Here is a 12,412-nt window from a genome sequence, read left to right as displayed (position 1 = left end):
CCGTCTCAGATGAGGGAGAGTTCGCGCAGCTTCGACTCGACGTCGGCGTTCGACGGCTCGACGTGGTGCGAGGAATCGGGGTAGACGACCACGGGGATGTTCGTGCGGCCGGAGATGTCCTTGGCGACATCGGCAGCGTCGGGTTCAGCCACGAGGTCGACGTAGGTGTACTCGACACCGAGCTCGTCGAGCTGCTTCTTGGTGCGGATGCAGTCGCGGCACCAGTCGGCGCCGAACATCGTGATGGTGGATGCGTCGAGAGAAGTCATGCATCAAGGGTATGCCCGCTGACTGGGAGTGGCGTCGAGGTGACGTCGACGCGGAATCCGCGGAGGGGCGCAATCGAGGATTGAAGCTAAGGGTAGCCTTACCTATACTGGTGGCATGAGCGCGTGTGAGCATCTGAGCGACCCGGACTGGGACAGCATCGAAGGCCCGTTCCTGATCGCAGGAGACGCGGCGGATGCTGCGGCGATCGCGGGTATCGCGGCTCGACTGCCGTGGGATGCGCAAGGGACGATCGTCTTCGAGGCCGCGGCCCGGATCCAGTTCCGGCACATCGACGTCCCCGACGGAGTCGAGGTGCGGTGGCTGGTGCGCGGCGATGGGGTCCGCGCACACACCAAGGGGGAGCGGCTGGCCAACGCCGTGCACGCCTGGTGCGTCGAATGGACCTGCACCGAGCCGCCGGCGCACTGGACCGTCTGGCTCGGGCCGCACACGCCGCCCCACGTGGCGCGCATGGCCCGCAGCCTGCTCGGCGTCGCGAACTGATCGCGACGCCCGCGTTCAGCGGCTCGCGACCAGTGCCGGTGCGTTCGCCCCGGCGGTGATCGCATCGAGGGCGCGACGCAACGACGAGCTCGACGTGTGCGCGGTGTACGGGAAGTACACGACCTCCACGCCGACCTCTGCGAAGTCGCGCTCGAGACGGAGGCCCTTGTCGGTGCCTCGCCAGTCGTCACCCTTGAAGAAGTGCGTGAATCGCACGTCTTCCCATGCGTCCATCTTCGACGGACTCGTCTCGACGTAGACGTCATCGACGAAGGAGATGTGACTCACGATCTCCGCGCGCTCAGACGTCGGGATGACGGGCTCGATGCCCTTCACCTGACGCAGCATCTCGTCGCTCACGACACCGGCGATCAGAACGTCGCAGTGCTGCTTGGCATGACGGAGCAGGTTCAGGTGTCCCACATGGAACAGGTCGAATGCCCCAGCGGCATAGCCGATACGCGTAGCCATGATCTCCCCAGATCAGTACTTCCCCAGAAGGCGGATCCCCATCCACCCAGCGACTCCCACAGCCGCATCGGCCCAGCCTAGCGGATCCGGCACGCCCTGCGCGAGTCTTTCATCATCGGAAGAAGCCGCGGGCTGACGGTTTCTCAGGGCACAGGATCCCGTGGGACGATGGTGCCGCGGACCGAAGCACAGGGGAGGGCGGCGCGTGGGGACAGCGGTCACGGTCATCGTGCCGACCTTCAACGAACGCGACAACGTCGCGGAGCTCGTGGCGCGCACAGCCGCCGCACTGCACGGCCGTGACGCCGAGATCCTCTTCGTCGACGACAGCACGGACGATACGGCGAGCGAGGTCGCACGCGTCGCCGTCGGCGCCGCCGTGCCGGTCCGCGTGATCCATCGCGACGACAACGTCGGCGGACTCGCCGGCGCGGTCGTCGTCGGCCTGACCGCTGCGGCATCCGACGTCTGCATCGTGATGGACGGCGATCTGCAGCATCCGCCGGAGCTGCTGCCCGCACTCCTCGAACGCTACGAGGCGAGGGATGCCGATGTCGTCGCCGCCTCGCGCTACGTCGGCGGCGGCGACACGAGCGGGCTCGGCACCGCCATGCGCTTCGGGGTCTCCCGTGCGGCGACCTGGCTGACCAGGGCCATGTTCCCGATCCGGCTCGCGAACAGCACCGATCCGATGACCGGCTTCTTCCTGGTGGACAGGGCACGGCTCGACATCGCCGCGCTCCGGCCGCAGGGGTTCAAGATCCTGCTCGAGATCCTCGCGCGCACAGACCTGCGCATCGCCGAGATCCCGATGGAGTTCGGCGAGCGCCGTCACGGTACATCCAAGGCGAGCCTGCGGCAGGGCGGCACCTTCATCGCCCACCTGGCGCGGCTGCGCTTCGGGAAGATGTCGCTGTTCGCGATGATCGGCGTGATCGGCGCCGTGGCCAACCTCGGCATCATGTGGCTGCTGACCCTGATCGGCGTGCCCTACATCTGGGCTGCGATCATCGGCGCCGAGGTCACCATCATCGGCAACTTCCTGCTGCAGGAGCGATTCGTCTTCGCCGACATGCGCACCGACGCGCGCGGACTCGGCGTGCGGTTCGCAACCTCGTTCACGTTCAACAACGTCGAGGCGGCGGTGCGCATCCCCGTGATGGCACTCATGGTCGAGACCTGGCACATCTCCAGCGTCCTGGCCACCGGCGTCACGCTGGTCGTGGCGTTCTTCGCCCGGTTCCTGTTCCATTCGCTGGTGGTCTACGCGCCGAAGCGACGCCGTGGCACAGCGGGCGAGCCGCCCGTCGACACGGCCGCGCTGCGCGTGATCCGGGCGATCGACGCCGAGGCGATGCGGCCGGGCGAGCTGTAACGAACCTGGAGCTTTTCCAGCTTCATGGGGTATGGTGCGCAGCGGGGAGGGACCAGAACTCGAGTGGTTCCCGCAAGAACACGGTCGCATCGGTGACGCCGACGCGACGGTGACGGATCGCCCGAGCTCGCTGTCAGAAGCACGATCCCCCACGAAAAGGCCCGGGCTCTCCCACATGACTTCGTTCCATCAGGTCGCGTCCCAGCGATCGTCGAACCGTCCGCACACTCCTCGATCGATCTGGACCGCGACGACCGTCGCGCTCGTGATCGGCGCACTCGCCGTCCCGTCGGCGGCAGCCGCTGCCACCGACGCATCGGCTCCCGAACCCGGCAGCGCACTCGCCTCCGCGGTGGCGCAGACCACGACGGATGCCGATGGCTCCGAGACCTGGACGGACACGTTCACGCGCACGACGACCGGAGGGTGGGGCGACGGCTACGTGTCGTCCCCCGCGGCCGACGTCTCCGTGAGCGATGATGCCGGCGTGATCGCGACCAGCGGCGGACACCGGAGCATCCACGTCGCCACGACCGCGACGGCGACCGATGCGACCGTCGGCGCGACGGTCCGCTACTCAGCGGTACCGACCGCGGGCTACGGCGCGACGACCATCGTGACGACGCGCAACAGCGATTCCGGCTACTACGGTGCCCGATTCCGGCTCGACACCCAGTCGCGCGGCGTGCTCTCGATCGGCCGCTACGACGCGAACGACACCCAGACGGTGATCCGGCAGGATCTCCTCCTGATCGGCGAGGTGCCTGAGGGCGCCGCCGTGCGGGTGGAGATCGAGGCCGACGGCACCGACGACGTGACGGTGCGCGCGCGTGCCTGGATCGTCGGCAGCGAGACCCCGGACTGGCAGATGACGGTGACGGACGGATCCGCGGATGCCGTGCGCACCGCCGGCACGCCGGGCATCCAGACGTACATGTCACCCGGCAATCAGCCGCTGACCGTGAGCGTCGACGAGCTCAGCGTGGACTCGGATGACGTGCAGCCTGCTCCCGAGCCGGTCCCGACGCCTGCGCCGGAGCCCACCGCGTCCCCGGAGCCGACGCAGGAGCCCACGCCGGTCCCGACGCAGGAGCCCACGCCGGTTCCGACGCAGGAGCCCACGCCGGTTCCGACGACCACACCGAAGCCGACCGCGACGCCGACTCCGAAGCCGACCGCGACGCCGACTCCGAAGCCGACCGCGACCCCGACTCCGACCTCGACTCCCACGCCGGAGCCGACAACGCCGCCGCCGACGCCGCCGACGACGCCCCCGGTCACGCCGCCGACGACGCCCCCGGTCACGCCCCCGGCATCCGGCAGCGGCACGGCCGGTTCGATCCCGGTCGGTCAGACGTCGTACCCCGCGCCCGCTGACGCGATCTACGTCGTGCCGGACGGCACGCGCAGCTCTGGCAGCGGAACCAAGACGAACCCGGTGGCGGGTGCGCAGCGGGCGATCGATGCAGCCCCCAGCGGCTCGACGATCGTGCTGCGTGCTGGCGTGTACCGCGAGAGCGTCTCGGTGCCGTTCTTCAAGAAGCTGACGATCCAGTCCGCACCCGGCGAGGCGGTGTGGCTCGACGGCTCCAAGCCGGTCACCGGCTGGTCGCAGTCCGGCAGCACCTGGGCCGCGCCGTGGAGCACCTTCTTCGACAGTCGTGTGTCGTTCAGTGCAGGTCAGGACGAGACCGGTTGGTGGGTCAACGGCTCGAACCCGCTGGCGGGCCACCCCGACCAGGTCTGGTTCGACGGTGCGCCGCTGACGCAGGTCGGCAGCCGTTCGGAGGTCACCGCAGGCACCTTCTTCGTGGACCAGGGTGCGAAGCAGATCGTCGTCGGCGACGACCCCGCAGGTCACGCTGTCGAGGCGAGCGCGCTCGCCAAGGCCCTCAAGATCCAGGGCGAGGGGACCACCGTTCGCGGCATCGGCGTGCAGCGTTACGCCACGACCGTGGCGATGCTGGGTGCTGTGAGCGCCGAGGTCGACGGCCTCACCCTCGAGAACATGGTGATCCGCGACAACGCGACGGTCGGTCTCTTCGTCTGGAACGACGACAAGACCCTTCGCAACCTCACGGTCACCGGCAACGGTCTGCTCGGCATCGCCGTCAACGACTCCGACAACCTCACGGTCGAGCACTCGCTCGTGACCGGCAACAACGCCGCGAAGTTCAACTACACGCCGGTCGCCGGCGGGGTGAAGATGTCGCGGGCGTCGAACGTGACCGTCTCGGACAGCATCATCTCCGACAACGTGGGCTCCACCGGTCTGTGGTTCGACGTCTCGAGCTCGAAGCTGAACATCACGAACAACGTGTTCGAGGGCAACGGTCGGGAGGGGCTCGAGATCGAGCTCAGTCAGACCGCGACGGTCGCAGGCAACTACATCATCGGCAACGGCAACAGCGGTGTGTTCGTGTTCGACTCGGGCGACGTCGACATCTGGAACAACACGATCGTCGACAACGGCCGGACGATCACCTACATGCAGGACGAACGCCGACAGGAGATCCTGAGCATCAGCTCGCTGATCCCCTGGATCACCAGCGATGTGGTCGTGCGCAACAACATCCTCTCGTACGGCGGCCAGGCGTGCCCGATGCTCGTGCAGGACCTGACCAACACGTGGAACGGCAGCCAGTTCGGGATCACCCAGGACGCGAACCTGTACCACCGGTCGTCTGCGTCGTCGCCCGCGAACTTCGCGTGCTGGGCTGACGGTGCGAACGGCACCCGTGGCATCACCACGATCGAGGAGTTCCGGGCGCTGACCGGCAACGACACGAAGTCGGTGCTGTCGGAAGGTGCACCGATCGTGGATGCCACGACGTGGCAGCTCACGACGTCGATCCCCGGCGTCGGCGCCTCGGCGCTGCCGGGGAAGCTCGCGGACCTGCTGGGCGTGTCCCTGCAGACCCGCGCGGTCGGCGCGCCGCACCCGCCGGTGACCGCCCGCTGACCTCGTCGGCTGACGATGCCAGAGCGGCGTCGTCAGCCGACGAGCACCATCCGACGGCGCAGCCGGCCTGAGCGCAGCGCATCCGCCAAGGAGACCGTGTGCAGTCCGCGCCGCTCGTACTCGTCGAGGACGTCAGCGATCAGTGCCACGCGGTCGAACGGAGCGATCTCGGGGTCGTCGACACCATCGGCTGCCCCCGCGCGGGAGTCGTGCGCGAGCACGATCGCTCCCGCTTCGATGCCGGAGGTCGCCCTGGCGAGCCGCTCGGCGTGCTCCGCGTCGCGTCCGTCGAGCACGCTGGTCGTCCAGAGCACCGGGGTCATGCCGGAGCGGCGGACCGCGCGCCAGGTCGACGGGGTCAGCGCGCCGTATGGGGGGCGGTACCAGCGGATCGGGACTGCTGCCAGCCGCTCGAGCTCGGCACGGGATGCGTCGAGCATCCGCAGGGCATCGTCGCCGGTGTACGACGTCAGCCGTCGGTGATCCGCCCCGTGCAGGGCGATCTCGTGCCCCTCGGCGACGATCCGTCGGAGGAGGTCGGGGTGCGCGCTGGTGCGGGTGAGCAGCACGAAGAACGTCGCCGTCGCGCCGCGCCTGGCGAGCTCGTCGAGGATGCCGGGGGTCCACGCCGGATCGGGGCCGTCATCGAGCGTGAGCACGATGGCCCTTCGAGTGGTGCTGACGCTCACGACGGAGCGGAACACCGGTGAGACGCCGCGCACGATACGGCGCAGCGCGCCGCGAACACGACGGACCCCACGGGCGGAGTCGGCCTCGCGCGCGTACTCCGGTGCGGCGGCGCCGAGCGCTCCCTGCACGAGTCCGATGCCGCGCTGCACGTCACGCGCTCCTCGTGCGCGACGCTCGAGCGAACCGGACAGCATCCCGACCACTCGTCGCGTCGTGCCGCGGGCAGACCAGCCGACGCCCTTGATCAGGTTCCGCGCTCGCGAGCATGCTCTCGCCGCCGCACCGTGCGCCATGCGCAGCTCGATCACCGACTGCGTCTGGCCGTGATGGCGCGCTCGCGCCAGGGCGAAGCGCCGGGTCGCTCGCTCCACCTCGAGCTCGTCCTCGGCGACCGAGGCGGGGCAGGCGACGACGCGGCCGCCCGCACGAACGATCGCACGGGTGAAGAGCGTGTCCTCGCCGCCGGAGAGACCGAGCGAGGTGTCGAAGGAGATCCCCGCAGCGCGCACCTGTTCCAGGTCGAGCAGGAGGTTGCCTGCGCCCGCGGCAGGGAGCGACTGGCCATCGCTGCGGAGCGGACGGGCGAAGAGCCCTGATGCCAGCACCCACGGATCGGTGCCGGCTGGGAACTCGGTGTGCACGTGTCCGGCCACGGCCGCAGCTCCCGTGCGCCGCCAGGTGTCGACGAGTGCTCGCAGCCAGTTCGCCCGAGGGACCTCGTCGTCGTCGATGAACGCGAGGAGGTCGTACTCGCCCGCCACGTCGAGCGCGTGCTGGCGGGCCGCCGCGATGCCGGGCGTCGGCTCCGGAGCGTAGGTCACTCGGATGCCGGGCGACGGCGCGATCGCGGCATCCTGCGCACTGCCGTCCGGGTCGTTGTCGATCACGAACACGTCGACGCTGTCTCGCTCATCGAGTTCCGCGAAGCGCGCAGGGAGCACGGCGAGGAGGCTGGTCAGACGCTCAGGCCGCCGGTAGGTCGGGATCGCAACCGCGATCCGGATGCCACCGGTCATCGACGTGCCTTCCGCAGCGCGGACGCGGCGTGGAACGCTCTGGAGTGCTCGGCGCCGACCGTTGACCAGTCGCGCTGCGAGAGGTCGGGGGAGCCGTCGATGCCGGCGGAGACCGCCGCGCGCACGCGCGCCAGATCCGCATCGGTCAACTCGCCGTCGAAGAGGTGCACCCAGCGCTCGCCGACCTCGATCGCCAGCGCCCGGTTGACCGTGTTGTCCGGGACGAGGATCGCGCGTCCGACCGAGAGGGCCGCCAGGGCGGTGCCGGAGTTGTGCATGTGCCGGTACGGGAGCACGATGAACTCCGCCTCGGAGATCCGCGCGACCAGCTCGGCGTCATCGAGGAAGCGGAAACGGAACTCGATCCGCTCGTCGTCGCCGGCGAGACCGGTCAGCTCGGTCTCCAGGTCGTCGGTCGATGGCCGCCCCGCGACCGAGAGGCTCGACCCATCGGCATCCAGCGCCCGGAACGCCTCGATCAACTGCTCCACGCCCTTGTACCGGCGGATCAGTCCGACGTACCCCATGCGGCCCTCGATCGCCGGCGGCGTGGGGTGCGACGCGAACCAGTCACGGTAGTGCCCGTGGAGGATCGTGCGCCGCGCATGGCCCTTCGGCAGGGGCGTGTCGTCGTTCAGCGTGATCGTGAGGGTCGTGAGGCGGTCGACGGCGTCGAGCAGCGCGAGGTCGATCTTCGCCATGCCGGACGGACGCTCGAGGTTGTGCAGCGTCCGCACGATCGCGACGCCCGTCAGACGCGCCCTGACGAGGAACACCGCGGTCAGGATCCGTCGAGCGATCCGGCCGGACAGGCGGTGGCCGCCCACGAGGAGTTCGGGCCAGTGCACGTGCAGTACGTCGAGGCGGCCGAGGATGGCGCGCTTCCAGCTGAAGAAGAAGAGGTCGATGCCCGGCGTGCGGTCGAGTGCCTCGCAGAGCTGCACGAGGTACGGATTGGTGGTCGGGCGCAGCCGCGTGAGCGACTCCATCACGGCGAGGGGGCGTCCCCGTCCGCTCATCGCCGTCGTGTACCAGTCGCCGACGATCGCCGGCAGTCGGTCCTCGGCCCATCGCCGATGCGGTCGCCCCGGTGAGGTGGACGAGTCGCGCAGCGTCTCGGCGAGGCGGTCGGGAAGGTTCGGCGCATCAGCCGCGACGACGCGGGCGTTGATGTCTGCGAGCGTCGGCGGTCCGCCCAGATCGAGGCACACCACGGGGAGTCCCATCGCACTCGCCTCGCCGACGATCCATCCGGCCTGGTCGTGCATCGACGGGAAGAGCAGGGCATCGGATGCCGCGAGGGTGTCCAGCGTCTCCTCCCGAGGGAGATGCCCGAGGAACTCGACGCGGTCGCCCACGCCGAGCGTCTTCACGAGCCGCTGCAGGCGAGCGCGCTCATAGCCCTCGCCGAGGATGAGCAGTCGCCACCCGTCGGCGGCCGGCCGCGAGATGGTCTCGATCGCGAGCGCAGCGCCCTTCCAGGCCAGGAGTCGCCCGGCGAAGACAGCCGTGCGCCCTGCGTCGCTGCCGCGGTGCGGCGGGATCTCCTCGGCGAACGCCGCATTCGGCTCGACGACGACACGCTTCGCCCGGCGGAATCGGTGCGCGACATCGGGGTTCTGCGCGACGACCAGCGCTGCGCGCCGTGCGGTCGCGTCGCCCCAGAGGGCGCGGGGAAGAGCGGTGAGCGCGGTGCGTGCGAGTTCGGTCACGGTGCCGCGGAGGCCGAGCCAGCGGCTGAGTGCCCTGATCGGGACGCGGCTGGCGCCGCCGACGGGGCCCCAGACGACCGGCACGTCGAGCTTCGAGATGCCGCACGGCAGCCAGTCGTTCGCGAAGCTGACGTGATGCGCGACGTCGAACGAGATGTCGGCGTGCAGCCGGGCCGCGGTCTTCCCTGCCAGGCGCTGCCACAGTGCGTAGTACCAGTAGAGATCCCACCCTCGCCGCTTCAGCCGCATCACGCGGGCCGGCAGGTCGATGTGCACGACCGTCACCCGTGCCGCGAGCTCCGGCGACGCTGCGAGTGCCGTCGACAGCGACTCGCGGAAGCGCTCGCGGGTGAGGATCCAGACGTCGCCGGTCTCTGCTGCGGCGCGTGCGAGCGCCCAACCGGCGGTGGCCTCCGGTCCCTGATCGGGACCGCAGGCGTACGCACTGATGAGAACGCGTGGCCGAGCGGCTCCGTTCGGAGGGTCGACAAGGGTCATTGCAATGGTCCTCCCCTTCGCCGAGACGTCAGCGACGCTCCCCAGATGCGTGCCCCCTCGGCAAGGCATACTCTATCTGGTGGATGAGGCCCCTTTTCTTCGGGGTTCGACGGAGGGGACACGCCGAATGGCCACGGAGAGTTTTGCTGATTCGATGCGGCGCCTGTCTTCCGCGCAGAAGGGCCGCGCGAAGGGCGCCCCCGCCTACAGCGTGTACGTGAACCGTCCGGTCGGCCGGGTGTTCGCTGCCATCGCCTATCGCATCGGGCTGTCGCCGAACGGCGTCACCGCGGTGAGCGCGGTCTTCACGTTCTCCGGCATCCTCGTCCTGGCTCTGGCGACACCGGCCTGGTGGACCGGATTCCTCGTCTGGCTGCTGCTCGCGATCGGCTACGCACTCGACTCGGCTGACGGCCAGGTCGCGCGACTGCGCGGGGGCGGCTCGCTCGCGGGGGAGTGGCTCGATCACTTCATCGACGCCATCAAGATCGTCTCGCTGCCGATCGCCACCGCGATCGGTCTCTTCCGCTTCACGGATCTACCCACCCCGTACCTGCTGGTGCCGCTCGCCTTCGCTGTGGTCGCGACGGCGACCTTCTTCGGCATGATCCTGAACGACCTCCTGAAGTCGTCGAAGGGCATCGCCTCCTCTGCGCAGACCGGCGGTGGCGGAGCCCTGCGCTCCGTCATCCTGCTGCCAGTGGACTACGGCGTGGTGTGCTTCGTCTACGTGCTGTGGGGATGGGCGAGCGTCTTCGCCGTCGCCTACGCGTTCTTCTTCGCAGCGGCCGCCGCCTTCTGCCTGCTCGCGGCCGTCCGCTGGTTCCGCGCCATGCGCAGTCTCGGGAACGGTGCCCCCGATGTCGGATGAGTCGACGCTGGCGATCATCGTCGTCAACTACGGGTCATCCGCGCTTCTCGAACTGAATCTCGTGGCGACGAGCCGAGCGCTCCCGGATGCGGCCGTGTACGTCGTCGACAACCGCACGACGGCCGAGGAAGCCCGCGCCGTCGGCGAGCTGGCCGGGCGAGAGGGATGGATCGCCCTGCCGCAGCGCGGCAACCTCGGATTCGGCGGCGGCGTGAACCGTGGCGTCGAGGCCGCCCGCGCCGACGGAAGGACCCGTTTCCTGCTGCTCAACCCTGATGCCTCGATCGGAGCCGAGGCGACGCGCCTCCTGCTCGCGGAGGTCGACGTCGCCGAGCCGGTGGTCGCGGCACCCCTCGTCGAGGACGGCGCTGGGCGGGTCTGGTCGGCCGGTCATGTGCTCGATCTGCAGGATGGCGCGACCCACGGACGCGCATGGGCGCAACGGCATCCCGATGCGGTCACGCGTCGGTGGCTCACCGGGGCCGCGCTGATGATCAACGACTCGGCGTGGACATCGGTCGACGGGTTCGACGAGGAGTACTTCCTCTACTGGGAGGACGTCGACTTCTCACTGCGGATCGAGGATGCCGGTGGGCGGCTGGTGCTCGTGGAGCAGGCGAAGGCCATCCACGACGAAGGCGGAACGCAGGGAATCGGCGATCCGGACATGCATGCCAAGTCGCCGCTGTACTACTACTACAACATCAGGAATCGGATGCTGTTGGCGCAGAAGCTGCTCGATGCCGAGACCGTGCGCCGGTGGGATGCCGGATCGGCGACCGCGGCGCGCGAAGTGCTCCTCCGCGGTGGCAGGCGGCAGCTGCTTCGACCGTGGCGCCCACTGAGCGCGGTGTGGCGCGGGTGGCGCGACGGCCGGCGCATCGCGCGGCAGGCGTCCTGACCTCCTCATCCGGATGCGGGATGGTCCGATAGGATCTCGGCATCCGTCGACATCACGACGGAGCGGGGCGCGGAGGGGACGATCATGGTCGGAGAACCGGACGGATCAGTGCAGGGCAGTCGTCGGAAGACCTGGCTCTGGATCGCGCTCGCCGCGGTGATCGCGATCGTCGTCGCCGTCATCGTGTACTTCGCCGTCACCGCCGGCTCGTCGGAGGGCGGCACGCCCACCACCACCCCGTCGCCGTCGGCATCCTCCTCTGCTCCCGCGGAGAGCGCGGACCCGAGCGCGCAGCCCACCCCGGACCCCTCGGCGACGCCAGGCACCATGCCGGAGCTCGCCCCGGTCGCACCGGACCAGCCGTCCGACAACGGCGAGGGCCTCGTCGCGCAGATCACCGCGATGAAGGCCGTCCAGGGCGAGGCGGTGCAGGCCGGCGAGATCGCCGGCCCCGCTGTGCAGTTCACGCTGCGACTGACGAATGACACGGATGCGCCGCTCGATCTCGGACTCATCGCGGTGAACGCCTACATCGGTGAGGCGCTGACCCCGGCCGGCGGCCTCGTCAAGCCAGGAGCCGCACCGTTCGAGGGAACGCTCGCAGTCGGAGACTCGACCGACGGCGTGTACGTCTACAGCATCCCCGAGGATCAGCGCGGCGACGTGACCGTGACGCTCGACTATCGCGCCGGTCAGCCGGCGTTCGTCTTCCGCGGCAAGGTCGGCTGACGGGTCGGCCGAGCCGTCGGGAAGGACCGTTCGGCGGCCGGCATATTGCGCCTTGCCGATACGCCGGGATTGCCCTAGGATCAGCGCAGGGGAAAGGTCGTCTATGGGGGACGGCCTTCATTTATGCGTCGCTTCTCATGCGCGCAGTGCAACTCTGGGGAGAAACAGTGCACATCTATTGGGGTGGCCGTTCTGAGACGGCCGACAAGCTCGAGCACCGTGGCCGTCGTGGCGTGAAGCTGATGGGCGCCGTCGCCGCAGCCGTGGCGCTCATCGTCGGTGCGCTGACCGTTCCGGTCGCGGCCGTCGCAGACACCACGCCGGCCGCAGGCACGCCGGAGACGTTCGCCGCGGATGCGCTGCCGACCGTGCAGATCGACGGTGTCGTGTACGCGCAGGAAGTCGTCGGCAAC

At 69.4% G+C, this 12,412-nt stretch carries 11 protein-coding genes; 7 read left to right on the top strand and 4 right to left on the bottom strand.

The annotated features are described in order from the left end of the window. Positions 1–5: 5 nt before the first annotated feature. On the bottom strand, positions 6–269 hold the full coding sequence (locus tag V7Z82_RS06360) for a glutaredoxin family protein (RefSeq protein WP_045278937.1): 264 nt from the start codon (positions 267–269) through the stop codon (positions 6–8). Between the two features lie 115 nt (positions 270–384). On the opposite strand from V7Z82_RS06360, the gene V7Z82_RS06355 reads away from it, so the two are divergent. After that, entirely contained in the window at positions 385–774 is a 390-nt protein-coding gene (locus V7Z82_RS06355) for an SIP domain-containing protein (protein ID WP_334149195.1), read from the top strand. A 15-nt stretch (positions 775–789) separates the two neighbouring features. Here V7Z82_RS06355 and V7Z82_RS06350 read toward each other — a convergent pair whose 3' ends face one another. After that, on the bottom strand, positions 790–1,245 hold the full coding sequence (locus tag V7Z82_RS06350) for an adenylyltransferase/cytidyltransferase family protein (protein WP_334149193.1): 456 nt from the start codon (positions 1,243–1,245) through the stop codon (positions 790–792). A 205-nt stretch (positions 1,246–1,450) separates the two neighbouring features. Here V7Z82_RS06350 and V7Z82_RS06345 point away from each other — a divergent pair, with 205 nt between their 5' ends. Further along, positions 1,451–2,620: a glycosyltransferase gene (locus tag V7Z82_RS06345; protein WP_334149191.1), complete on the top strand. Its 1,170-nt coding sequence runs from the start codon at positions 1,451–1,453 to the stop codon at positions 2,618–2,620. Positions 2,621–2,795: 175 nt separating this feature from the next. Continuing rightward, positions 2,796–5,582 carry a right-handed parallel beta-helix repeat-containing protein gene (locus tag V7Z82_RS06340; RefSeq protein WP_334149188.1) on the top strand — a complete coding sequence of 929 codons (2,787 nt, stop codon included), beginning with the start codon at positions 2,796–2,798 and terminating at the stop codon, positions 5,580–5,582. Positions 5,583–5,614: 32 nt separating this feature from the next. Here V7Z82_RS06340 and V7Z82_RS06335 read toward each other — a convergent pair whose 3' ends face one another. Both V7Z82_RS06335 and V7Z82_RS06330 read right to left on the bottom strand, forming a co-directional pair. Next, the gene (locus V7Z82_RS06335) at positions 5,615–7,288 is read right to left on the bottom strand and encodes a polysaccharide deacetylase family protein (protein ID WP_334149185.1); all 1,674 of its coding nucleotides are present in this window, start codon (positions 7,286–7,288) and stop codon (positions 5,615–5,617) included. Further along, a complete protein-coding gene (locus V7Z82_RS06330; RefSeq protein ID WP_334149183.1) occupies positions 7,285–9,498 on the bottom strand; it encodes a glycosyltransferase family 4 protein in 2,214 nt (737 codons plus the stop codon). The genes V7Z82_RS06335 and V7Z82_RS06330 overlap by 4 nt, the downstream gene beginning before the upstream one ends. Before the next feature lie 154 nt (positions 9,499–9,652). On the opposite strand from V7Z82_RS06330, the gene V7Z82_RS06325 reads away from it, so the two are divergent. The 4 genes from V7Z82_RS06325 to V7Z82_RS06310 all read left to right on the top strand — a co-directional run. Next, positions 9,653–10,369 carry a CDP-alcohol phosphatidyltransferase family protein gene (locus tag V7Z82_RS06325; protein WP_334149181.1) on the top strand — a complete coding sequence of 239 codons (717 nt, stop codon included), beginning with the start codon at positions 9,653–9,655 and terminating at the stop codon, positions 10,367–10,369. Next, positions 10,359–11,270: a glycosyltransferase family 2 protein gene (locus V7Z82_RS06320; RefSeq protein WP_334149179.1), complete on the top strand. Its 912-nt coding sequence runs from the start codon at positions 10,359–10,361 to the stop codon at positions 11,268–11,270. The genes V7Z82_RS06325 and V7Z82_RS06320 overlap by 11 nt, the downstream gene beginning before the upstream one ends. A gap of 84 nt (positions 11,271–11,354) precedes the next feature. Then, positions 11,355–11,999, top strand: coding sequence for a hypothetical protein (locus V7Z82_RS06315; RefSeq protein ID WP_334149177.1), 645 nt, complete (start codon positions 11,355–11,357; stop codon positions 11,997–11,999). A 137-nt stretch (positions 12,000–12,136) separates the two neighbouring features. Beyond that, a partial coding sequence (locus V7Z82_RS06310; protein WP_334149175.1) for a hypothetical protein occupies positions 12,137–12,412 on the top strand: 276 nt, incomplete at its 3' end.

Source organism: Microbacterium sp., from assembly GCF_036823965.1.
Lineage (GTDB): Bacteria > Actinomycetota > Actinomycetes > Actinomycetales > Microbacteriaceae > Microbacterium.
This window is presented reverse-complemented; position numbering and strand designations above follow the sequence as displayed.